The 22,102-nt window shown below is 41.1% G+C and carries 22 protein-coding genes; 9 read left to right on the top strand and 13 right to left on the bottom strand.

Annotation, left to right across the window (positions count from 1 at the left end; genetic code table 11):
• Positions 1 to 11 precede the first annotated feature (11 nt).
• From F896_RS02305 to ubiG, 6 genes are all read right to left on the bottom strand, one after another.
• Complete coding sequence (locus F896_RS02305; protein ID WP_016164944.1) at positions 12 to 1,004, bottom strand: sulfonate ABC transporter substrate-binding protein; 993 nt, start codon at positions 1,002 to 1,004, stop codon at positions 12 to 14.
• Between the two features lie 315 nt (positions 1,005 to 1,319).
• Positions 1,320 to 2,675, bottom strand: a complete 1,356-nt coding sequence (gene argA / locus F896_RS02310) for an amino-acid N-acetyltransferase (protein ID WP_016164943.1) — start codon at positions 2,673 to 2,675, stop codon at positions 1,320 to 1,322.
• A 112-nt stretch (positions 2,676 to 2,787) separates the two neighbouring features.
• Positions 2,788 to 3,171: an RcnB family protein gene (locus F896_RS02315; RefSeq protein WP_004801755.1), complete on the bottom strand. Its 384-nt coding sequence runs from the start codon at positions 3,169 to 3,171 to the stop codon at positions 2,788 to 2,790.
• A 181-nt stretch (positions 3,172 to 3,352) separates the two neighbouring features.
• Positions 3,353 to 4,099 (bottom strand): YciK family oxidoreductase, encoded by a 747-nt coding sequence (locus F896_RS02320; RefSeq protein ID WP_016164942.1) that lies wholly within the window; start codon positions 4,097 to 4,099, stop codon positions 3,353 to 3,355.
• A gap of 30 nt (positions 4,100 to 4,129) precedes the next feature.
• A complete protein-coding gene (locus tag F896_RS02325; protein ID WP_004801757.1) occupies positions 4,130 to 4,828 on the bottom strand; it encodes an HAD family hydrolase in 699 nt (232 codons plus the stop codon).
• Positions 4,825 to 5,541: a bifunctional 2-polyprenyl-6-hydroxyphenol methylase/3-demethylubiquinol 3-O-methyltransferase UbiG gene (gene ubiG / locus F896_RS02330; protein WP_016164941.1), complete on the bottom strand. Its 717-nt coding sequence runs from the start codon at positions 5,539 to 5,541 to the stop codon at positions 4,825 to 4,827. The genes F896_RS02325 and ubiG overlap by 4 nt, the downstream gene beginning before the upstream one ends.
• A 178-nt stretch (positions 5,542 to 5,719) precedes the next feature.
• Here ubiG and F896_RS02335 point away from each other — a divergent pair, with 178 nt between their 5' ends.
• Positions 5,720 to 6,340, top strand: a complete 621-nt coding sequence (locus tag F896_RS02335; protein WP_004801760.1) for a thiol:disulfide interchange protein DsbA/DsbL — start codon at positions 5,720 to 5,722, stop codon at positions 6,338 to 6,340.
• An 85-nt stretch (positions 6,341 to 6,425) separates the two neighbouring features.
• Positions 6,426 to 6,830: a hypothetical protein gene (locus tag F896_RS02340; protein WP_155765794.1), complete on the top strand. Its 405-nt coding sequence runs from the start codon at positions 6,426 to 6,428 to the stop codon at positions 6,828 to 6,830.
• 63 nt (positions 6,831 to 6,893) lie between these two features.
• Here the strand turns inward: F896_RS02340 and F896_RS02345 are convergent, their stop codons facing one another.
• Both F896_RS02345 and F896_RS02350 read right to left on the bottom strand, forming a co-directional pair.
• Positions 6,894 to 7,517, bottom strand: a complete 624-nt coding sequence (locus tag F896_RS02345) for a TetR/AcrR family transcriptional regulator (protein WP_016164939.1) — start codon at positions 7,515 to 7,517, stop codon at positions 6,894 to 6,896.
• Between the two features lie 107 nt (positions 7,518 to 7,624).
• Positions 7,625 to 8,275 (bottom strand): TetR family transcriptional regulator, encoded by a 651-nt coding sequence (locus F896_RS02350; protein WP_004801762.1) that lies wholly within the window; start codon positions 8,273 to 8,275, stop codon positions 7,625 to 7,627.
• A gap of 312 nt (positions 8,276 to 8,587) precedes the next feature.
• Here F896_RS02350 and F896_RS02355 point away from each other — a divergent pair, with 312 nt between their 5' ends.
• The 4 genes from F896_RS02355 (at position 8,588) to F896_RS02370 (ending at position 14,107) form a co-directional block, all read left to right on the top strand.
• On the top strand, positions 8,588 to 9,613 hold the full coding sequence (locus F896_RS02355; RefSeq protein WP_016164938.1) for a flavin reductase family protein: 1,026 nt from the start codon (positions 8,588 to 8,590) through the stop codon (positions 9,611 to 9,613).
• Between the two features lie 33 nt (positions 9,614 to 9,646).
• Positions 9,647 to 10,789 (top strand): fatty acid desaturase family protein, encoded by a 1,143-nt coding sequence (locus tag F896_RS02360; protein WP_171069729.1) that lies wholly within the window; start codon positions 9,647 to 9,649, stop codon positions 10,787 to 10,789.
• A gap of 108 nt (positions 10,790 to 10,897) precedes the next feature.
• On the top strand, positions 10,898 to 11,614 hold the full coding sequence (rph, locus tag F896_RS02365) for a ribonuclease PH (protein ID WP_004801766.1): 717 nt from the start codon (positions 10,898 to 10,900) through the stop codon (positions 11,612 to 11,614).
• Positions 11,615 to 11,926: 312 nt separating this feature from the next.
• Positions 11,927 to 14,107, top strand: a complete 2,181-nt coding sequence (locus F896_RS02370) for a phosphocholine-specific phospholipase C (protein WP_016164936.1) — start codon at positions 11,927 to 11,929, stop codon at positions 14,105 to 14,107.
• 64 nt (positions 14,108 to 14,171) lie between these two features.
• Here F896_RS02370 and F896_RS21410 read toward each other — a convergent pair whose 3' ends face one another.
• Entirely contained in the window at positions 14,172 to 14,411 is a 240-nt protein-coding gene (locus tag F896_RS21410; protein ID WP_016164935.1) for a hypothetical protein, read from the bottom strand.
• Positions 14,412 to 14,607: 196 nt separating this feature from the next.
• On the opposite strand from F896_RS21410, the gene F896_RS02375 reads away from it, so the two are divergent.
• Positions 14,608 to 14,799: an ABZJ_00068 family colistin stress protein gene (locus F896_RS02375; RefSeq protein ID WP_016164934.1), complete on the top strand. Its 192-nt coding sequence runs from the start codon at positions 14,608 to 14,610 to the stop codon at positions 14,797 to 14,799.
• Here the strand turns inward: F896_RS02375 and nadC are convergent.
• Positions 14,796 to 15,641: a carboxylating nicotinate-nucleotide diphosphorylase gene (gene nadC, locus F896_RS02380; protein ID WP_016164933.1), complete on the bottom strand. Its 846-nt coding sequence runs from the start codon at positions 15,639 to 15,641 to the stop codon at positions 14,796 to 14,798. The genes F896_RS02375 and nadC overlap by 4 nt on opposite strands.
• Before the next feature lie 413 nt (positions 15,642 to 16,054).
• Here nadC and ampD point away from each other — a divergent pair, with 413 nt between their 5' ends.
• Both ampD and murJ read left to right on the top strand, forming a co-directional pair.
• The gene (gene ampD / locus F896_RS02385) at positions 16,055 to 16,627 is read left to right on the top strand and encodes a 1,6-anhydro-N-acetylmuramyl-L-alanine amidase AmpD (protein WP_016164932.1); all 573 of its coding nucleotides are present in this window, start codon (positions 16,055 to 16,057) and stop codon (positions 16,625 to 16,627) included.
• An 82-nt stretch (positions 16,628 to 16,709) separates the two neighbouring features.
• Entirely contained in the window at positions 16,710 to 18,260 is a 1,551-nt protein-coding gene (gene murJ / locus F896_RS02390; protein WP_171069725.1) for a murein biosynthesis integral membrane protein MurJ, read from the top strand.
• A gap of 47 nt (positions 18,261 to 18,307) precedes the next feature.
• Here the strand turns inward: murJ and F896_RS02395 are convergent, their stop codons facing one another.
• The 3 genes from F896_RS02395 to F896_RS02405 all read right to left on the bottom strand — a co-directional run bounded on the left by F896_RS02395 (position 18,308) and on the right by F896_RS02405 (position 22,053).
• A complete protein-coding gene (locus F896_RS02395; protein WP_016164930.1) occupies positions 18,308 to 18,991 on the bottom strand; it encodes a BamJ family beta-barrel-assembly machinery protein in 684 nt (227 codons plus the stop codon).
• Between the two features lie 48 nt (positions 18,992 to 19,039).
• Complete coding sequence (locus F896_RS02400) at positions 19,040 to 19,747, bottom strand: BamJ family beta-barrel-assembly machinery protein (RefSeq protein WP_005319944.1); 708 nt, start codon at positions 19,745 to 19,747, stop codon at positions 19,040 to 19,042.
• Between the two features lie 206 nt (positions 19,748 to 19,953).
• Positions 19,954 to 22,053 carry a GNVR domain-containing protein gene (locus F896_RS02405; RefSeq protein WP_016164929.1) on the bottom strand — a complete coding sequence of 700 codons (2,100 nt, stop codon included), beginning with the start codon at positions 22,051 to 22,053 and terminating at the stop codon, positions 19,954 to 19,956.
• Positions 22,054 to 22,102 lie beyond the last annotated feature (49 nt).

The raw sequence follows: 22,102 nt of genomic DNA, 5'->3' as shown, positions 1-22,102 counted from the left end.
ATGATCCTCAATTATTTAACATCGTTCTTTAATACGGCATCTTGGATCACAAGCTGCTTCGGAATCAGTTTCTGCGCAAAGAAGGCATCGGCGACGTATTGCTGCTCTGTTGCGACTTTTTCAGAAATCGGTTGAACCCCGAAGCCCATGCGTGAAATGGAACTTTTTAAGACATTAAACTCAAGCCCCGTCGGCTTTTCCAGCAATTTAGCTGCATCATCCGGATGTGCTTTGACCCAATCCGTAGTTTGATTGAGTGTGGTGACCAAGGTCGTTAAAACCTGAGGATGACTTTCAGCAAATTGGCGGTCGGCCAAATAGAATTGATGATTGCTGACTAAGTGTTCGCCTGTAGCGATCACACGGGCATGAATCTGATGTTCTGCTGCGGCAAAGAATGGGTCCCAGATCACCCAAGCATCTACTGCACCTTTTTCAAATGCTGCGCGTGCATCTGACGGTGGCAGGTAAACAGGTTGAATATCGTTTAAGCTGAGATTGTTTGCTTCTAATAGTTTGAGTAAGAGGTAATGAACATTGGAGCCTTTATTCAGCGCAACACGTTTACCTTTCAGATCTTGGATCGACTGAATCGGCGAGTCTTTCTGCACGATCAATGCTTCGGCCTTGGGTGCAGGCGGTTGGTTGGCGACATATACCAAGTTCGGATTGGCTGCTTGAGCAAAGATCGGTGGTGCTTCACCTGCCTCACCAAAGACCACACTGCCGACATTTAAACCTTCTAACAGTTGTGGGCCTGCAGGGAATTCAACCCACTTAACATTGACACCTTGAGCAGCAAGATTTTTTTCTAATTCACCTTTTGCTTTGAGAATCGGCAGGATGCCATACTTTTGAAAGCCGATATTTAATGTTGTGGTTTCTTGTTTTGTTGTCTCTTGCTGCTCTGGTTTTTTTGCACAACCTGCAACACTCATCAGACTGGCAAGACTTGCTGCGATGATGCTATATGTTGCCCATGAACGATGGATTGAAATGGTCATGTTGGTTGTGCTCCCCGACAAATCAAAAGATTTAAATAAGATGAGCAACTAAACTAAAACTTTTTTTATTGCATAAAAAATAAGTAATCGGGCTTTGCTTATGCTGAAAAGTGCAAAATAGAAAATTGCATAATCTTATCTATGGGTTGAATAAGTGTTGAATGGATTTTTTTGAATAAATTATTGTTTTTAATTATATTATTTTTATTTTATAGTTTGGTGAATTTATTCTTCATACTCCCTTAAGCAGAGATAATGATGAAGCGGAGATATCTTTATCAAAAATAAAAATATCTCCTTTTGTATGCGTTGCGCTTACGACAATGCTTTTTTAAAGACGAGAGAGTTACGTTGATAGTTATACAGTGCTTGGCGCGCATTAGGTAAATCATCTACGCTGGCAGGACTAAAGCCTTGCTCTAAGAACCAGTGTGCGGTTCGGGTGGTCAGCACAAACAGTCGCTGAATCCCTTGCTGTTTGGCTCTGCTTTCCAAGAATTGCAAAATCTGGCTACCACGATTGGATTTTCGATAGCTTGAATCCACTGCGACACAGGCAATTTCAGCAGAACGAATTTCATCTGATCCTACAGGTATCGGGTACAGCGCTGCACAAGCCAAAATCATACCGTCGCGTTCAATCACTGCAAAATGTTCAATTTCACTTTCAAGACGTTCGCGAGAGCGATACACCAGAATTCCTTCCTGTTCCAGCGGACGCAGCAGATTAATCAAGCCACCAACATCGTGAATATTGGCAATACGCACTTCTTCATAGTGGGCATCGGTGATCAAGGTACCAATACCATCGCGAGTAAATAGTTCTTCAATCAGTGCGCCGTCATAAGCATATGAAATCAAATGTACGCGATGTACGCCAGATAAAGAGGCTTGTTGCGCTTGTTTGAGGTGTAAGGAAAATTCTGGGTATTGTTGTTGGTTTTGTTGAATATAGGGTTCAAGCTGGCGTGGACTTAATTCACGTAATAACTGTTGTTGTTCATTCATCAAGCCTTGTTTTTCACCCAAGAAGATCAGTTTATCTGCTTTTAAGGCCGTCGCTGTTTTAGTTGCCACATCTTCAGCCAGTAAATTAAATACTTCACCTGTGGTTGAATAACCTGTTGGTCCAAGCAAAACAATATTGTGATTGTCTAAATGACGTTGGATGGCATCGGTATCAATGGAACGGACTTCACCTGTCAGTTGGAAGTCGATGCCATCGCGAATTCCATACGGTTTTGCCGTGACAAAATTGCCAGAGACGACATCAATGCGAGCACCATACATCGGTGAGTTCGCCAAACCCATGGAGAGGAGGGCTTCAATTTCTAGACGAATGGAACCCACCGCATTCATGACACCGCGTAAGGATTCGCGTGTGGTAATGCGACGGCTTTGATGGAATGGCGTTTCAATATTGCGTTCAAGCAGATTTTGATTGATCTGTGGACGTGCACCATAGACCAAAATTAACCGAATTCCTAAAGAGTGTAATAGGGCAATATCATGGATGATGTGTTGGAAATTTTCGTGTTGAACTGCTTCACCAGAGAACATCAGCACAAAGGTTTTATCACGGTGTGCATTGATATAAGGTGCGGAGTGGCGAAACCAATGCACATAATCTTTTGTTGTACTATGTGAATTTTCAGTCATTTGCTTCGCCATGTGGATCTCAGATATGCAGCACTTGCTCTGATTCTAACGAAAAAAATCAAAAGATAAATCTATTCCTAAAGCAATGATTCAACTTTAATTCTGCTGAACCAGTAAAAAGGACCTAGAAGCCCATGATTCGGATAATGCTGTTATCATCGGAATTGACTAAAATATAGTCGTTATTGATCTTGTACCACTGTTCGTTACGCCCTGGGCGAGGCAGATTACTGTCTTTATAGTCGACTTTATAACCGTTACCGCGATAGTGCTGTGGCATCACATAGCCTTCCTGCCAACGATGCTGTTTTAAACGTTCGACACCACGCTCTTCACGCATGCGACGTTCACGTTGACGATTTTCACCATCTGGACGATCAAAGCCACGACCATTTTGCCAGCCGCCACCACGCGAATCATCATCGCGATCATGTGGACCTGCAAAAGTCCCCAGGCTACTGAACAGGGTTGTCGAACCTAAAACCAAGATAATGAAAAATTTTTTCATGATGCACCTTATGGACTTCGGATGTCTCTCATGTGAACTACTGTACGTTAAAAATGCAGAGAAACTGTGAAGATCGATTCATTATTCCTTTAAAACAATGAAGATTTTTCACACATTTCTCTGAAAAAAGCAGTTTTAAGGTCAGTGTCCAATGTTATTTAGAATTATTGTAAGGATGAAATTAAGCTTGAGCGTCAATACTTTGGCCATTCATATCTAAACTGTCATCGCCCATGAGGTACAGATAGGCGGGCATAATACTATCTGGAGTTGGGAGCACTTTTGGATCTTCCTCTGGGTAGGCTTTCGCTCGCATAGCTGTACGCGTACCACCTGGATTGATGCAGTTAAAACGAATGTTTGGATAGGTATTTTCTGCCGCAAAGATTTTGCTCATGGCTTCAGTGCCCACTTTAGACACTGAATAGGCACCCCAAAGCGCACGTGCTTCACGGCCAACACTCGAACTGGTAAACACCACCGAGGCATGTTCAGATTTCTCTAATAAAGGCAACAAGGCTTGAGTGAGGGCAAACGGTGCACGCAAATTTACTGCGAGTACATCATCCCAAACATCGACAGGATAATGTGCCAGTTCAACCCGATCACCGAGCATGCCTGCGTTATGCAGGATACCATCCAAACGGCCGAATTGTTGCTCTAGCGTGCTCACCAACAGTTCATAATCATGGGTTGATGCCGTTGACAGTTGTAGCGGCAAAATAGCAGGTTGTGGTGCGCCTAAGCCTTCAATTTCATCATAGATCACTTCAAGTTTATTCAAGGTGCGACCATGTAATACAACGGTTGCACCATGTAGGGCATAACTCATCGCAGCAGCACGACCAATCCCATCACCAGCACCTGTGATCAGGATAATACGATCTTTCAATAAATCTGGACGAGGTTGATATTCTGAGTATTTCATTGTTATGCCTCCTATTCTTATCTTAAAAATTTAATTCATCATACCCTGATTTTCTGACAATACAGTGATTTTCTGTTTGATCAGCTGATGCAGTTCAGGAATGGTTTGAATAATGGCATCGGCTTGCCAAGCAGCAAGATCATCGCGGGATTCGACTGGCAAATAACCGTAAGCAGCCAAAATGGTATACATATCGGCATGACGACCTGCGTCAATATCTCGTGGATGATCACCGACATAGATAATCTCTTTCGCATCAAGCTCGAGTTGCTTTGCAGCCAAATACATCGGTTCTGGATCTGGTTTGGTTTTGCTGACATCTTCTGGGCAAACCAAGACTGCACAACGTTCAGTCAGATCCAATTTTGCCAAAAGAGACTCACTTAGACCACGAGGCTTATTGGTGACAATTCCCCATGGAATTTGATGTGCTTCCAGTTCTTCAAGTAATGGGTACATGCCGACAAACAGGTCGGTATCGACCACAATATTGTCACCATATACATCTAAAAAACGTTGGCGATGTGCCAAAAACACGGGGTCTGTGACCTCTAATTCAGGATAAACCAACTTCACCATGGCACGAGCACCTTCCGATACTTGTGTACGAATGGTATCAGCATCAACCACAGGGCGTTGTTCATCACGACACATTTGTTGAATGATACGAATAAAGTCTGCGGCAGTGTCAATTAATGTGCCATCTAGATCAAATAAAACCGCTTTCATTCGGCACCTGTATTGGTGGTATGCACCATGTAATTCACGTCAACATTCGGCGCTAACCAATAGTGTTTGGTAATTGGGTTGTAGTGCAAGCCTGTCATTTCTTTCAGCGTTAAACCTGCATTGCGAATATCATGTGCCATTTCTGAAGGGCGGATGAATTTATGATAATCATGCGTGCCTTTAGGCAATAAACGCAGCACATATTCCGCGCCAATAATCGCAAATAAATACGATTTAGGATTACGGTTAATAGTCGAGAAGAACACATGACCGCCTGGTTTTACCAAGGTTTGGCAGGCTTTCACGATTGACGCTGGATCAGGCACATGTTCCATCATTTCCATACAGGTCACCACATCGTATTGACCTGCTTGCTCTAGTGCCAATTGTTCAACGGGGATTTGACGATATTCAATGTTTTGTACATTGTCTTGTTCTGCGTGCAAACGACCTACAGCAAGGGGTGCTTCGCCCATATCGATGCCAAGGACATCTGCTCCGCGACGTGCCATGCTTTCAGCCAAGATGCCACCACCACAGCCGACATCAAGTACTTTTTTGCCAGCCAAGCCACCGACACGTTCATCCACCCAGTTTAAACGTAAGGGATTGATTTGATGCAGTGGGCGGAATTCTGAATGTTGATCCCACCATTTGGCAGCCAATGCTTCAAATTTTGCGATTTCTTGTGGGTCAACATTCAATTGCGACATGGTGTCACCTCTATATTAGGATGATTATTTAGGTTTAATCTGTTGGTAGTGTAGCGATTCTGGCAAAAAAAGCGATAAATCCAATAAAAAACTTCACAGAAGCAAAACGAATTGCTCGTGTTTGTTTTATATTTAGCATATAAACTTACGAAAAATGCTTAGAGGAAAAGCAAAGCCAATGAAAAAGTTAGTATTAGGTGGTTTAAGTGCAGTTGCGTTGGCATTCTCAATGAATGCGATGGCAGCAGATTTTGTGGCCGGTAAAGACTATACCGTGATTGCCAACCCAGGCAAAACTTCAGCACCTGCTGGACAGCTCGAAGTACGTGAGTTCTTCTGGTATGGCTGCCCGCACTGCTTCAAGCTTGAACCACATATGCAAACATGGTTAAAGCAAATTCCAAAAGACGTTTATTTCTTACGTACCCCTGCGGCGATGAATAAAGTCTGGGAGCAAGGTGCACGTGGTTATTACGTTTCAGAAGCACTGGGTGTACGCAAGAAAACCCATATTCCATTGTTCCATGCCATTCATGATGGCGGTCAGCAAATCTTTGACCAAGCCTCTCAAGCAAAATTCTTTGCGCGTTATGGTGTACCTGAGCAGAAATTTAACAGCATGTTTAACTCATTCCCAATTACGGCAAAAATTGCTGAGTCGAATAAGTTAGCGCAGCAGTACCAGTTGACGGGTGTTCCTGCCGTAGTCGTGAATGGTAAATATGTGGTTCAAGGTGAAGATGGTAAAGTGACTCAAGTGGTTGATTACTTGTTAGAAAAAGAGCGTAAAGCAAAATAATTTACGCATTTTAAAATAGAGAATGTCATACTCTTTTGGTGGGCATTCTCTTGAAAGGTCGAGTGTAAATAAAATAATGAGGTTCGTGATTAGTCCGTTCCACGGAGTTGGCCCTATCATTTTGGGAACTAGTGCCGCAAATATAAAAAAGTTATTTGGTACGGAATTGTATTATGAAGATTGGATGGGTGGAAATTTAGAAAATTTTCTTTTTTATCAAGGCTTATTGATAGGATTTTATACTGAAGACGTTGATAATCTTACTGATATTTCAATAGTAAGTAGTGTAATTATTAAGCCTACCCATGAACTAATATTATGGAATGAGAATATATCTAATTTTTCTAAATATCAGATAACGAATCTCCTAAAAAGGCAGAAAATGGATTTTAAAGAGATAAATGAAAACTTTATAGAATGTAAGCAGATAAAAATAAGATTTGGTTTCAATTCAGATATGTTTTTAGAGCAGCTTGAGATTACTCAATGAAGTTTAGTATCTCACTGAGTATTTTTAGCTAACTGTGTAAAAAATTTTATATGAAATTGATTTTTATAAAAAATCATTCATATCAATCTGAACTTTCTGTGTCGGTAGAGACAAAGCCTGATTCACATAAAGATTAATCAACTTCTCACGTGAACCAATCGAGCGTTGGTAATAGCTTGAGTTTAATAATAATGCTGCACCGTAGGTCAGTGACCAGATATAAGATAGGTAATCACGAATCGACATATCATAATTCTGTGATTTTAAATATTTTTCAGTCATATCTTTCAATGAAACAATGCGTTGCTGGCGAATCGCATACAGCTCATCAAACAAATGTTTTAACTTCGACTCAGTCATGGTCAGATGTTCTTCTAGCTGATGCAGTAGAATGGTACGACTAGGTGAGGTTAGGTGATAAAGCATATAACGCGGTGCGTATTCTTTGACATCGGTATTGTATTTATCTGAAATTTTTAAAATTTCTTTTTCATTTTGAATAATCAATTCCAGCAACAGTTCATTCTTGCTACGGAAATGTTTGTATAGCGTACCTTTGGCAATATCCAGTTCCGCAACCAGTTCATCTAAGGTCATTTCTTGGTTGTTTTCTAATAATAGCTTTTCCGCAACCTGCAAAATTTTTTCTTTACGAATTAAGAACTGAGTATGACGATCAGGATTCATGATGCTTATAAGCTCCTCATAGTGTTCTAGACTGCGTTTGCATTAGTGTCTAATGCATCATAACGCTAAGCAATGCTTTTATATATCAAACTTTGGTTTGGATCAGGTCAAGCGTTTTGTGGTTCCCAGTTGGAGATGCCACTGAAGAGTAAACGGACTTGAGTCGCTGCATTGTCGATAAATAGGTTCTGTTGTTCGAGTAGATGATCAATCGTGAATTGTTTTGGTAAATTGATCCACGTCATTGCCCACGTAAACGACATATTAATCAAAATCGTAGATAAGACTTGCAAGTCTTTGGCTTCTTTAATGTGTTTGAAGGTTTCGAGTTTGCATAGATCAATGGCGAGGTCTTCAATCAGAAACTCAATTTCACGTGCAATCGCAATGCGGACTGTTTCTGAGCCACCCCAACGTTCTGCAATCATAAATTGCCATTGTTGCGGGCTATGATTCACTGCCTGTACAAAAAGTTCAATACTGGTGCGGGTTTTGGCACTGCCACTGTGTTTCAAATAGCTTTGTCCTAATTGATGGATCAAGCTTTTTAAATGCAAAGAGACTTGATCAACCAGTTCTTGGCCCAGTGTGTCCATATCTTGGAAATGACGATAAAACGCTGTTGGGACTAAACCAACCTCGCGAGCAACTTCACGCAAGCTAATACTACTAAATGAGCGCCCAGCAGTGCTGAGATGAAGTGCTGCATCTAGTAGAGCCTGCCGACTCTGTTGTTTTCGTTCATCTCTAATCGACATGAATAAGACTCGTTGAAACCGTACAGCAGAGTCTAGCAAAAAAAACAGAAACTTTTTAGTCCTTGTCCATTGCTAAATGCCAATGTTTTTGATCTTTCACTGATCAACGCTTGCTATATATGAGTTCAAAGCCTGAGCAAATTTTAATTTTTTTCCTTATTTTAAATGGCTTATTAAAAAGTATAAAAAATATTCAAAAAATTAGTGAACAAGTGTTGACTCAGTGAGCACAAATAAATATAGTGTACACATGTTCACTACACGAACATTTGTTCACTCAAAATAAATAGCCAGATACAAAACGAGGAACGTATGAACGCAGAGTTAAGTTATCAGCCACATTGGATTCGAGAAGATTTTGTTGATTTTATTTTGCAAAAAATAAAGCCAACCTTTGCTTGGAAACGCATTCTTGCAGAAGTGACCGCCGTACAGCCACTTAGCTCGGATATGGTGTTATTGACTGTAAAGCCAAATCATAATTTTGATTTTAGCCAAGTCCAAGCAGGTCATAGTGTTTTGATTACCTTGATGATCAATGGGGTATATCAACAACGTAGTTACTCAATTATTGATGTCACACCACAGGGCGAAATTCGTCTTGGGATTAAAGTTCAAGGTGTGGTATCGAAAGCAGCACAACAATTGTGTGTAGGCGATCGTTTCGAGATCTCACAGGCACAAGGTGACTTCGTCTTACATCAAGGGCAGCAACCTGCATTACTGATTGCTTCAGGTTCAGGTATTACCGCGATTTATTCTTTATTGCAACAAGCGCTACAACAGCAGCTTGAACAGGTTCATGTGGTTTATTTTAACCGTGCAGAAGTGTTGCATCAGGACATTTTGGCATTGGCTGAGCAATATCCACAGTTGCACTATCATTTCTTTAATACCGCAGAGCAAAAACAGCATTTAGATGCAGCATTGTTAGAGAAATTAGTTCCAAATTTTAAAGAGATGCAGGCTTATGCGTGTGGTCACCACAGCATGATGCGCCAAGCGCAAGACATTTATACGCAACAGGATGCGGCTGGAAATTTCCATCAAGAGTTTTTCCAACCGATCCAGATTGAACATTCAAGTGCAGCTCAACCCATTAGTTTCCGTCGTGCGCAACAGAATTTTATTGCAACGACCAATCTGTTAAGTAGTGCAGAACAAGCAGGTTTACGTCCACAACATGGTTGCCGTATGGGTGTCTGTAACCGCTGTAGCTGTACCAAAGTCAGTGGTGTGACGCAGAACGTGGTCACAGGCGAAATTGATGATCAACCGAATCGTCCAATCAAGTTATGTGTGAGCCAGGCCTTAAGCCCAGTCACGATTGACCTATAAAAACAAAGATATTTGAGGATTAGTACAATGAATATGGCATTAGAATTTAAAACCGTATCAAAGTCAGCACATTTAACCCCTGAACAAGTCGAAGAGTTTGGTCGCCGTGTCGAGCAAATACGTCTAGATGTGATGCAAAATCTCGGTGAGCAGGATTCAAAATATATCTATAAAGTGCGTAACTTCGTACGTTATACCGAAATCGCCTCACGCGGCATGTTGATGTTCGGTGGCTGGATCCCACCTGTATGGTTGCTGGGGACCGCCATGCTGGGTGTGTCTAAAATCGTAGAGAACATGGAGCTTGGACATAATGTGATGCATGGTCAGTTTGACTGGTTGAATGACCCAAGCTTGCGTGGCGAAGACTACGATTGGGATAATACCTGTTCAGGCAATGACTGGCGCTATACCCATAATTATATGCATCACACTTATACCAATATTGTCGGTAAAGACCATGATGTCGGTTATGGCATTTTACGAGTGACAGAAGATCAAAAATGGGAAGTGCGTCATTTGGCCAATATTCCGTTGGCTTTACAGTTGATGTTCTTTTTCCAATGGTATGTCGGGGTACAAAACCTGCATTTGGAAGATGCGTTGGTCTATAAAACCAAAACTTGGAAACAGGTTTGGGCAGATGCATCTGATTTCCGTAAAAAAGCGACGCGTCAGGTGTTAAAGGACTATGTGTTTTTCCCTGCAATTGCAACGATTAACTTTATTCCAGTATTGGCTGGAAATGCAGTTGCAAACATCATGCGTAATTTATGGTCGTCAGCCGTGATTTTTAATGGTCACTTTACTGAAGATGCGGAAACCTTTGAAGCAGACAATACTGAGAATGAGACCAAAGCACAGTGGTATCTCCGTCAGATTCGTGGTTCGAGTAACTTTACTGGCGGTAAATGGATGCACTTTATGAGTGGTAATTTGAGCCATCAAATTGAGCATCATTTGTTCCCAGATATGCCTGCCAATCGTTATGAGCAAGTTGCACCACAAATCAGAGCTTTATGTGCTGAATATGGCGTGAACTACAACGAAGCCAACTTTATGAAGCAGTTCTGGACGGTTTGGGTTCGTTTAGCAAGATGTTCTTTGCCAAATGATATGGCTGCACAAGTGGCTCAAACTTGGACGAATCTCAAATCGAAGTTTAAGTTTGCTTAAGTGAAGACTAATTCTGTGAATTGTAACGAATAAGTAAAACTGGAAGCACGTGTAATTGAGATATACTATGGCGCAATGATATTTGTGCCATAGTTTTAAGGAATCGTTATGCGTATTGACCAAAGAACATTAGACCAATTACGTGAGGTCAAAATTACCCGTAACTTTACTCGTTACGCAGAAGGCTCAGTTTTGGTTGAGTTTGGTCATACTAAAGTGTTGTGTACCGCAAGCATTGAGAACTCAGTACCTCGTTTCTTGAAAGGTCAAGGTCAAGGTTGGGTAACGGCTGAATATGGCATGTTACCTCGCTCAACGCATACTCGCAGTGATCGTGAAGCGGCACGCGGTAAGCAAACGGGTCGTACCCAAGAAATCCAACGTTTAATTGGTCGTAGCTTACGTGCCATGGTGGATTTGAAGAAATTAGGCGAGAACACCATTACGATTGACTGTGATGTGATTCAAGCGGATGGCGGAACACGTACAGCAGCAATTACCGGCGCAGCAGTGGCTTTGGTTGATGCGATGAACGTATTACTCAGCAACAAGAAAATTAAACAGGATCCATTAAAAAGCTTAGTCGCAGCAATTTCAGTCGGGATGTATCAAGACGAAGTTTTACTCGATTTATGTTACGAAGAAGATTCAAATTGCCAAACCGATTTAAACGTGGTGATGACACAGGCTGGCGAATTTATTGAAATTCAAGGAACGGCAGAAGACAAACCGTTTACGCGCCAGCAGTGCAATGCCATGTTAGAGCTTGCAGAAAAAGGAATCGCGGAATTGATTCAGAAGCAACAGCAGGCACTCGGTTGGTAAACTCCAGTTGATAGTGCGGGCGGTCTGGTTTTTTTAGACCGCCTTTTTTTATCCAGTTTTGTCATCGAATTGCGATCAAATCATCATTGAACTGTCATTTAGATTGTATTGACTATCTGCACTGATATTTAACGGATAGTCAAATGCGAAATTTCCTTTTAGCGTTGCTCAGCAGCAGTTGCTTGTTACTCAGTGCCTGTAACGACAGTGATGGCGATAACAATAATAATCCTATACCAAGTCCAAAGCCGCCTACATCTACCTGCAAAATTCACTGCGCACCATAAACAATAATAATAAGGAAATAAACCAATGAATCGTCGTGATTTTTTATTAAATTCAACCAAAGCCTTGTTTGGTACAGCAGCACTCACCAGTTTCCCAATGAGTATTCAAAAGGCACTTGCGATTGATGCTAAGGTAGAAACAGGCACCATCAAAGACGTTAAACATGTGGTGATTTTGACCCAAGAAAATCGTTCTTTTGATAATTATTTTGGCACGCTAAAAGGTGTACGTGGTTTCGGTGACCGCTTTACCATTCCTTTAAGTCAAGGTCGTAAAGTCTGGGAACAGTATGATGCCAATAAGAATAAGGTCTATCCGTATCACTTAGACAGCAGCCGTGGTAATGCACAGCGTGTCAGCGGTACACCACACTCATGGACCGATGGGCAATATGCTTGGGATCATGGTCGTATGGGTAGTTGGGTTCAATACAAGCAACCGCAATCGATGGGCTATTACAAGCAACAAGAAGTTGAATTTCAGTTTGCTTTAGCCAATGCCTTTACCCTATGTGATGCTTACCACTGCGCGATGCACACGGGCACTAACTCAAATCGTATGTTTATCTGGACAGGAACCAATGGTCCAACAGGTGCCAATGTTGCCAGTGTGGTGAATGATTTAGATGCCATTGGCCCATCGACCACAGGCTATGACTGGACCACCTATCCTGAGCGTTTACAGCAAGCAGGCGTAAGCTGGAAAGTTTATCAAAACATGCCTGATAACTTTACTGATAATCCATTAGCGGGATTTAAAAAGTATCGTCGTGCCAATGAGTTATCAGGAAAACCAGTCAATAACAGCACCATTTGCCCAGCTTATGATCCAGCAATTGATGCCAGTCAACCTTTGTATAAAGGCATTGCCAACACCATGCCAGATGGTGGTTTCTTAGGGTCATTTAAAGAAGACATTGCTAAAGGGCAATTACCGCAAGTGAGTTGGTTGGTCGCACCCGCAACCTATAGTGAGCATCCAGGGCCATCAAGCCCAGTACAGGGAGCATGGTATATCCAAGAAGTTCTCAATGCACTCACAGAGCGTCCTGAGCTGTGGAGCCAAACCGTTTTCTTGATCAATTTTGACGAAAATGATGGTTTCTTTGACCATGTGCCTTCACCAAGTGCACCTTCAATGGATGCTTCAGGCACGGTATATGGCAAATCGACGCTCAGCAAAGAACAGATGTCGTATGAGTATGCAACGCATGCTAAAGCGTCGAATGGGCAGCCTAATTTCACCGATCCAAAAGTGAGTAATGGGGTCGGGGTCTATGGGCCGGGGATTCGTGTGCCGATGTATATCATTTCACCATGGAGTCGTGGTGGTTGGGTCAATTCCCAAGTGTTTGATCACTCTTCAGTAATTCGTTTCTTGGAACAATGTTTTGATGTGAAAGAGCCGAATATCAGTCCGTACCGTCGTGCAGTCTGTGGTGATTTAACCTCGGCATTTAATTTTAAAACCCCTAATTTACTCCCTATGCCAGATTTATCTGGTAAGAAGAGCAAAGCTGAGGCCGATGCGATTCGTAAAGCACAGGAGAGTTTATCTCAGGTCAGCCGTCCGCTCAGTCAGACCGATCCAGTGCAGGACATGGGGATTCGTCCATCGCGTGCACTGCCTTATGTCTTGCATAGCAGTGCCAAAGTCGATGCCGTGGCTAAAACTGTGAAATTGATGTTCTCAAATACGGGCACACATGCAGCCGTGTTTCATGTCTATGACAAATTGAATTTAGAAGCAGTTCCACGCCGTTATATGGTGGAAGCAGGTAAGCAACTGGATGATGTTTGGCAAAGCAAAGACAATCAATATGATTTATGGGTATTGGGGCCAAATGGTTTTCATCGCGGTTTTAAGGGAAATTTGGCTCAGCTAGCACAAATTCAAGCCCTTCCAGAAGTTCGTGTCTGTATGGAAGAGTGTGATCCAAAGATTTTCCTAAAAGTCCGCAATGATGCTACCCAACCTATAAAACTGGTGGTCAAAGCCAATGCCTACCTACCGAATAAGAGCTGGCAAATTGAAACGGCTGCGACTGAAAAAGAATTGAGTTGGGACATGACTGAGTTTGGTGGTTGGTACGATTTTACCGTCACGATTGAAAATGATCCGAGCTATAGCCGTCGCTTTGCTGGACGTATTGAAACCAATGAAGACTCAATTTCTGATCCGTATATGGGCTTTTCAGGAAATTAAGGTTGTTTGAAATGAGCCTAAAGCAGTCTAAGTAAATCTTAGGCTGCTTTTTATAGGTTGAAGATTATCGTAGTAGAAACCAGTAGATACATAGAAATATCAATATGAGCAGCGTGATAAAACCGACGACAAATACTTCAGTACTGTCAAAATCTACTCGTTGTCCAAGCCGATAGCAACGTACAACTCCATAGCCAAGGCTACGAATTACACCTTCAAAAATAATCTCAAAAATCAGGTCAATGATTAGAAAACGGAACAGCTTAAACAGCATATGAAATATGGCTTCGAATACGGTATCCATACTTATTATTTTAATAAATTGAGCTGTTTAGCATTTTAAGCTTACACAGATGGAAATGAAAGCAGACATAAAACTATCATCGTCAACACAACATTACCGAGAGTTTACATGCCTGTAACACAGCCCACTGATTTGACTCATTTTAATTTGATAAATTGAGCAAAATTGAAAGAAACAAGTTTAAGGGGAAATAAGGATGCTACAAGTATTTTTGGTTTTACTGACCGCAGTGACTTTTGTATTAATGGCGGCTGACCCTCGTCCAACTGATTCGACCGAAGCCAAATCAGCGTGGAGTGAGCGAGTCGGAACGACGCAACCGATTCAGACAGAGACTGTTGCTCAACAACAGTCTGTAAAGCAAGAAAAAGATATTGATCAGGCTTAAGCGTTAAAACGCATGGATAAATCAATTGCGCGTACATCTTTAGTCAATACGCCCATTGAAATGTAGTCCACGCCAGTGCTTGCCACTTCACGTAAATTCTCAATGGTAATATTGCCAGAGGCCTCTAATTTACAACGGCCACCCACGTGTTTGACCGCATCAATCATTTGTTGCTGACTAAAATTATCCAGCATCACAATATCAGCACCTGCTTCAAGTGCTTGATTGAGTTCATCCCATGTCTCAACTTCAACCTCTACAGGTTTACCTGGTGCAATGGTATGTGCCTTGGCAATTGCTTGGGCAATTCCACCCGCTGCCATGATGTGATTTTCTTTAATCAAAAATGCATCAAATAAACCTAAACGATGATTTTGACCACCGCCGACAGCAACCGCGTATTTTTGTGCAATACGTAAGCCGGGTAATGTTTTACGGGTATCGAGTAGTTTGGTGTGTAATCCATCAAGCTGTTGGACATAGCTAGCCGTTTTGGTTGCCACTGCTGAAAGGGTTTGCACAAAGTTCAAAGCAGGGCGCTCTACGGTGAGTAAACTACGCGCTGAACCCGCCAGTTTTAAAAAGGCTTCATTTGCTGCAACATGTTCGCCTTCTTGCTTGAGCCATGTGATTTGAACAGAGCTGTCGTAGGCTTGAATTAACGCATTGACCCAAGGCTGACCTGCCAACACCATATCTTCACGTGTAATAATGGTTGCAGTGGCTTGTTCATCTTCAGGTGTGAGCATGGCGGTAATATCGCCGTCCCCAATATCTTCTTGTAATGCTTGTTGAATATTGATTTGAATAGATTGTTCAAGCAAAGATTGAGGGATACTCATACCAGTTCCAGTGTATGTTTGACTAAAAAACGTGTGCGTTATAATAGGGTCTATTAACATTTCAACCATGCAGTGCGTTATTGGCTAAAACGACATAAACAAGGCATGAAATGTAGGCAATGGCGCCACCCTTGTCAAGTTTCATAACGCTGTTTATGGAGGTTTTAGTCATAACCCTTCGGGACAGGCATATTTTTTGCCGCTCCTGCGTTATGACTTGGCTCATTTAGAATGACTAAATTTCGCAAGTCATGCCTTGTATCGTCTAAAAATATTCTCTGTCGCAAGCATCTGTGAACTGTCAATAGACCCTAATACTCTATTCATAAAAAATAAGTATTTCATCTCGATTATTCGTGATAAAGCATGTCAGAATGGGCAAGATAAATATTAAACTGCTGATTCGAGTCCTAATGCAACACGCTAGATTTGCTCAAGTACAAGATGGGATCTTAGAGGGTGCAACTCAAATTGCCTCCCCTAATTTTAATGCGCGCCCTGTCGATACCGAGATCCAATTGATCGTTATTCATAATATTAGTTTGCCACCCTCACAGTTTGGCGGAGGCTATATTCAGCAATTTTTTCAGAATCAATTGGATTGGTCTGTACATCCTTATTTCCAAACCATTGAGGGGATGCAGGTTTCTGCGCATTTGCTGATTTTGCGTAGCGGCGAAGTGATTCAATTTGTGAATTTTAATGACCGTTCGTGGCATGCTGGTCGTTCCAGTTACCTTGCACAAAAAGAATGTAATGATTATTCGATTGGGATTGAGTTGGAAGGTAGTGATGATTTACCTTTTGAGCCTGAACAATATCAAGCTTTAGTTGAAGTGGTCCGTACCTTGCAGCAGGCCTATCCGAAGATTCAGCATCATATTGCAGGTCATTCCGACATTGCGCCAAAACGTAAAACCGATCCAGGTGAACACTTTGATTGGCAATTATTTCGAAATTTGCTGTCTAAACAAAAAACACGCTAAAAATATGACCAGATTTAAGATTTCATAACGAAATCTATTTGGACTTTCATTACAATAACGCTTTTTAAAAGATAAGCCGTAGGTGAATGCGATGGCATTGTGGCGATCGACTGTAATTGTCAGTGCAATGACGATGTTATCTCGAGTATTGGGTTTAGTACGTGATGTGGTGCTACTCAATGTATTTGGTGCAGGCAAGGACTTCGATACCTTCGTTGTTGCCTTTCGTATTCCCAACTTTTTCCGGCGTCTATTTGCGGAAGGGGCTTTTTCTCAGGCCTTTATTCCTGTCCTGACTGAATATAAGACCAGCCGCGCCCATACCGAAGTCCAGATTTTAATTAGTCGGGTGTTTGGCTGTTTGCTCACGGCCATGTCCTTATTGACCTTTGTTGCTATGGTGGCTGCCCCAGCGATTATTTATCTGTATGCGCCCGGGTTCCATAACGATCCAGAGAAATTCGATCTTGCTGTGGACATGTTCCGCCTGACTATTCCCTATTTGATGTTCATGTCATTGACGGCCTTTGCCAGTAGTATCTTAAACAGCTATGGTTCATTTGCTTCACCTGCATTCTCTCCTGTATTACTCAATGTCGCAATGATTGCAGGGGCGTGGTGGTTGACACCATATATGGCAGAGCCAATCATGGCTTTGGGTTGGGCTGTAGTTGCTGCGGGTGTTTTACAGTTGGCGATCCAGATCCCTGAATTATGGAAAAAGAACTTATTGATTCCACCTAAAGTGGACTTCAAACACGAAGGTGTGGATCGTATTTTAAAACTGATGCTGCCTGCTTTGTTTGGGGTATCAGTGACTCAGATTAACTTATTGCTCAATACAATCTGGGCATCATTTATGCAAGATGGCTCGGTGTCATGGCTCTATAGTGCTGAACGGATGACTGAACTACCGTTGGGTTTAATTGGTGTGGCAATTGGTACGGTAATTTTACCTTCGCTGTCTGCGCGTCATGCAGAGCAGGATCAAGCCAAATTTAGAGGCATGATAGATTGGGCTGCGAAGATTATTATGCTGGTCGGTATCCCAGCAAGCATTGCGTTATTTATGTTGTCGACACCGATTATTCAAGCACTATTCCAACGTGGTGAATTTACCGTGGAAGATACACGAATGACGGCATTGGCCCTGCAATGTATGAGTGCAGGTGTGATTTCATTTATGTTGATCAAAGTATTTGCGCCAGGCTTCTATGCACAACAAGATACCAAAACCCCGGTTCGTGTCGGCTTAATGGCGGTGGCAGCCAATGCCATTCTAAACGTAGTCTTTATTGGCTTCTTTAAGTTAATCGATTGGCATGCTGAGCATATGGCGCTCGCACTGGCGTCTTCAGGCTCGGCTTTGGTGAATGCGGGTATGCTTTATTTCTATCTGCATAAACGTAATATCTATCGCTTTGGGGCGCATTGGAAAAAACTGGCATTGCAATATGCGGTTGCTAATATCGCCATGATTGCTGCGCTTTGGTATGGCTTAACTTGGTACCAAGGCGATATTTCTCAATGGCTACGTATTGCAGAAGTGGTTGGCTTATGTGTCGTTGGTGTCGTTGCCTACCTTGTTGGACTGTTGGCTATGGGTTTCCGACCAAGGCATTTAAAAGCTTAAATTAGATTGAATTAAAAAATTAAACCCTCCATTTGGAGGGTTTTTTATTATTTCACTTCAAGTAATTCAATATCAAAAATCAACGTACTATTAGGGCCGATCGCATCGCCTGAACCGACATCACCATAGGCTAGATTTGCTGGAATAAAGAAACGTGTTTTGCCACCTTCTTTCATCGTTTGAACACCTTCGGTCCAACCCGCAATCACTTGGCTGAGCTTGAACTCAAGAGGGTGGTTGCGTGCGATTGAACTGTCGAACACCGTTCCATCGAGCAAGCGTCCTTCATAGTTTACTTTAACCGTTGATACCGCTTTCGGTGATTTACCTTGGCCTTGTTGTAGTACTTGGTACTGTAGGCCTGATTTCGTGGTCACGATATCTGCTTTCTTGCCATTTTCAGCTAAAAAGGCTTTACCTACCTGATCATTTTTTTGTGCTTGTTCTTGGAACTCAACCAGTTGTTTGGCTTCTAGGCGCTTTTTATATTGATTGAGTACAGTCGCCATTTCCTCATCGGTTAAAGATGCCGTTTTACCTTGAATAGCTTCTTGTAAGCCTTGTACAAAAGTTTCGATATTTAAGTCTTTTAAAGTCTCGGCATTGCCTCTGCCCATGAGATAACCGTAGCTATATCCGAGTTGATCTTTTTGTGGGCTTTTTTGTGTAATGGGTGCTGCTTGAACCGTTCCGATGGTTGAAGCAATTAAAATGAGACTTAATCTTTTCATTATTTCTTCCAAAAAATAAAGGAGAGCATAGGCTCTCCTTAAGATCATTTACTTAACAGCGATTAATTCTACATCAAAAATTAATGTGCTATTTGGTGGGATCGAACCAGGAACACCTTGTTCACCGTAACCTAAGTTTGCAGGAATATAAAGTGTTGCTTTACCACCTTCTTTCATCAGCTGTAAACCTTCAGTCCAGCCTGGAATTACTTGATTCAGCGGGAACTCAATTGGCTCGCCACGGTCATAAGAGCTATCAAAGACTTTACCATCAGTAAGTTGACCTTTGTAGTGAACTTTCACAACAGAAGTCGCGGCAGGTTGTTTACCTGTACCTTCTTTAGTGATTTTATATTGCAAGCCTGAAGCGGTGGTTTTCACACCTTCTTTTTTCGCATTTTCTGCTAAAAAGCTGTTGTTGGTCGCTTCGACTTTTTTGGTCTCATTCGCTTGCTTTTGTTGAAGCTCTTTTTGGAACTCGATATAAGCCGCTTGTAACTCTTCTTCTGTGTAGGCTGCTGGTTTTTGTGCATGTCCGTCACGGAAACCAGTAATAAATGCACTGGTTTCTAATTCTGGTGGGGTTTGTTTTGCGACTTCATAACCTAATGCATAACTGATTTTTGCCACAGGTGCTGCATTTTTGTCAGCCTTGGCGCCAAACTCAGTGGTTGGATTTTTAGTAGCGTAGTAAATAGGAACGAGCGCTGCACCGCCTAAAACAGCTGCGACAACGAAAGGTAAAGCTTTACTCATGAGATGTCCCAAAGCGAGATTTTAATAAAAAATATGCCGTTGATCTTAGCATGTATAGGCTTAGGCATTGAATAATAAACAGCAAAAATGCATGGATTTTTTGTATGAGGATTGAGTCATTTTTGAAATCAACAGACATTCCTCTAGGAATAAAAAAACCAGAGAATTTAGAGCTCTCTGGTTCCTTTTATTCAATATTAGAGCAATTATTTGCTGGTCCGATATTGATATTGATTAATTTGATAGCTCGGGATCTGATCTAGAATAAGACCGTCAATCTCAAGCCCCGCATTCACAAAATAAGATTTTGCGAGTTCAATATCTTTCAGTTGTGTCTGACCATATTGCACTAAACAGAGATTAAAACCTGTAAATTGAGCAAGGTTTAAGCTGTCAGAGGTTGCAAGTACGGGTGCAGAACTGATCAAGATGTAGTCATATTGATTACTGATCTGTTGCATTAACTGTGCAAAAATTGATTGATGTGAGCTAATAGAAGCTTCATCATTGCTTTGTCCACGACCAATTAGACTCAAATTCGGATAAGTTGTATTCACGATAATTTGATCTAGGTTGGCTTGTCCGCGTAAATATTCAGCTAGGCCCACTTTTGAAGTGCTCTTAAAAAGTTGGTCAAGTTCACCACGATAAAGGTCGCTATCAATGACTAAAACTTTCTGCCCAGCTTGACTGAGATAAAGTGCCAAATGTTGAGCAATCACACCTTGATTTTGATCAGGTGTAACACTTGTTATGAGTGCAACGTTATGTTGTTTTTGCTGTAACTTAAAACGCAAAGTCGGGATAAATGTTTTGAGTGCGTGTAACTCAGGAGCAACTTTCTTTTTTGCTTTAGGTAATTCAACGTAGGTCTTAATCCCGACAGCTTGCTCAATTTCCTCACGATGACGCACGCCTGTTTGCAACATTTTACGAACTAGGGCAATTAATACACCAATGAAACCACCAACAAAAATAGAGAGGATTAAAATAACTAGCTTTTTCGGTTTAATCGGCTCTATTGGGTAGTCTAAGATTCTGATATTTCCCATTTCACCAGCTTTAGCAAGGCTGAGCGTTTGATAAGTACCGAGTAAATTCGTATACAGTTGGGTCTGTACCTGTACTTCTCTGAAATATTGTAAATACTGACTTTGCTTATTTGGTAATTTTGTTAAAGCATTGTCTAAAGTGCTGATTTTATCGCTAAGCATTGCAATCTGTGCTTGAATCGCCTGAATTGCCGGATGTTGTGCCGTATATTGTGCCGTAAGCTCAGCTTTTTTTTGCTCTAATTGGATTTTTTGTGTTTCTAATTCAATACTTTGTTTTAAATAAAGTGCAGACTCTTGTTGAATATCGATCGTACCATTTGTTTCACGAAAGGTATTAAATTTTTGTTCAGCTTGCTCTAAGCTTTTTTTCAACTGAGGTAATTGATTATCTAGAAAATTTAAAGTCTTTTCTTTCTCTGCTGATTTGGTTGCTAATCTTTGAGCTTGATAAATCTTTATAATTTGATTAAGCACTTTAATAATATGTGCTTTATCTGTACCACTATAAGTGATGTTGACAATTCCTGTTTGCTTAGCGGTTTCAGCTATTTTTAAAGCTAACAATACTGTCTTAACTGCTGTAAATGTCGTCTGCTTTTGTGTGATATATTGCCCTTGAACTGGTTGCTTACTCGCAATAATGATATTCCAACCATTAATTGAAAGATTTTGATTTACTTTACCCTTTAATAATTCTAAGCCTGTTTTCTCATCACTTAAGCTAAAGTTATAGCCATTAAAACTTAGTATTAAATTCTGATCTAAATATTCTTTAGGAATCTCAATTTTTTTTATAGAAAAAATATTTTTATTGTCAAATATTTGTACCGCCTCTTTACTATAATCGGTATAGAATTTATCGCTTGTTGTAATTTTTTGCCATAAACTATTTACAGGTTTAATTTGAATATCAAGATTTAAATCTTCAATTGCCTGTACTAAAACAGAACGTGATTTTAAAATTTCGATTTCTGTTTGGGTTGTTTGTTGGCTACCGCCGATATCAAGTCCAGCTAAGCTACTTAGTGATGCTAACTGTGGAGCTAAGCTAGATAAAGGGTTTTGCTTACTATCAATTATTTGAATTTTTGCATCAACAGAATATGTATCTTTTGTAATTTTTAAATAAATGAGAGTACTGATTACAGTGAATAATATACATATAAAAATAACTTTCCACTGCTGGAGTATGGAAAATAATAATTCTTTTAGATCAATTGTATCATCAATAGACTGAGTATTCTGATTCATGGGATAGACAACTATATAAAATTTAGCGAACTGTACTTGCGTGAAAGTA

Source organism: Acinetobacter genomosp. 15BJ, assembly GCF_000400715.1.
Lineage (GTDB): Bacteria > Pseudomonadota > Gammaproteobacteria > Pseudomonadales > Moraxellaceae > Acinetobacter.
This window is presented reverse-complemented; position numbering and strand designations above follow the sequence as displayed.

Bases quoted from the DNA above. Each gene is read 5' to 3' on its own strand.
- F896_RS02305 (WP_016164944.1), bottom strand. From the start codon at position 1,004: ATGACCATTTCAATCCATCGTTCATGGGCAACATATAGCATCATCGCA.
- argA (WP_016164943.1), bottom strand. From the start codon at position 2,675: ATGGCGAAGCAAATGACTGAAAATTCACATAGTACAACAAAAGATTAT.
- F896_RS02315 (WP_004801755.1), bottom strand. From the start codon at position 3,171: ATGAAAAAATTTTTCATTATCTTGGTTTTAGGTTCGACAACCCTGTTC.
- F896_RS02320 (WP_016164942.1), bottom strand. From the start codon at position 4,099: ATGAAATACTCAGAATATCAACCTCGTCCAGATTTATTGAAAGATCGT.
- F896_RS02325 (WP_004801757.1), bottom strand. From the start codon at position 4,828: ATGAAAGCGGTTTTATTTGATCTAGATGGCACATTAATTGACACTGCC.
- ubiG (WP_016164941.1), bottom strand. From the start codon at position 5,541: ATGTCGCAATTGAATGTTGACCCACAAGAAATCGCAAAATTTGAAGCA.
- F896_RS02335 (WP_004801760.1), top strand. From the start codon at position 5,720: ATGAAAAAGTTAGTATTAGGTGGTTTAAGTGCAGTTGCGTTGGCATTC.
- F896_RS02345 (WP_016164939.1), bottom strand. From the start codon at position 7,517: ATGAATCCTGATCGTCATACTCAGTTCTTAATTCGTAAAGAAAAAATT.
- F896_RS02350 (WP_004801762.1), bottom strand. From the start codon at position 8,275: ATGTCGATTAGAGATGAACGAAAACAACAGAGTCGGCAGGCTCTACTA.
- F896_RS02355 (WP_016164938.1), top strand. From the start codon at position 8,588: ATGAACGCAGAGTTAAGTTATCAGCCACATTGGATTCGAGAAGATTTT.
- F896_RS02360 (WP_171069729.1), top strand. From the start codon at position 9,647: ATGGCATTAGAATTTAAAACCGTATCAAAGTCAGCACATTTAACCCCT.
- rph (WP_004801766.1), top strand. From the start codon at position 10,898: ATGCGTATTGACCAAAGAACATTAGACCAATTACGTGAGGTCAAAATT.
- F896_RS02370 (WP_016164936.1), top strand. From the start codon at position 11,927: ATGAATCGTCGTGATTTTTTATTAAATTCAACCAAAGCCTTGTTTGGT.
- F896_RS21410 (WP_016164935.1), bottom strand. From the start codon at position 14,411: ATGGATACCGTATTCGAAGCCATATTTCATATGCTGTTTAAGCTGTTC.
- F896_RS02375 (WP_016164934.1), top strand. From the start codon at position 14,608: ATGCTACAAGTATTTTTGGTTTTACTGACCGCAGTGACTTTTGTATTA.
- nadC (WP_016164933.1), bottom strand. From the start codon at position 15,641: ATGAGTATCCCTCAATCTTTGCTTGAACAATCTATTCAAATCAATATT.
- ampD (WP_016164932.1), top strand. From the start codon at position 16,055: ATGCAACACGCTAGATTTGCTCAAGTACAAGATGGGATCTTAGAGGGT.
- F896_RS02395 (WP_016164930.1), bottom strand. From the start codon at position 18,991: ATGAAAAGATTAAGTCTCATTTTAATTGCTTCAACCATCGGAACGGTT.
- F896_RS02400 (WP_005319944.1), bottom strand. From the start codon at position 19,747: ATGAGTAAAGCTTTACCTTTCGTTGTCGCAGCTGTTTTAGGCGGTGCA.
- F896_RS02405 (WP_016164929.1), bottom strand. From the start codon at position 22,053: ATGAATCAGAATACTCAGTCTATTGATGATACAATTGATCTAAAAGAA.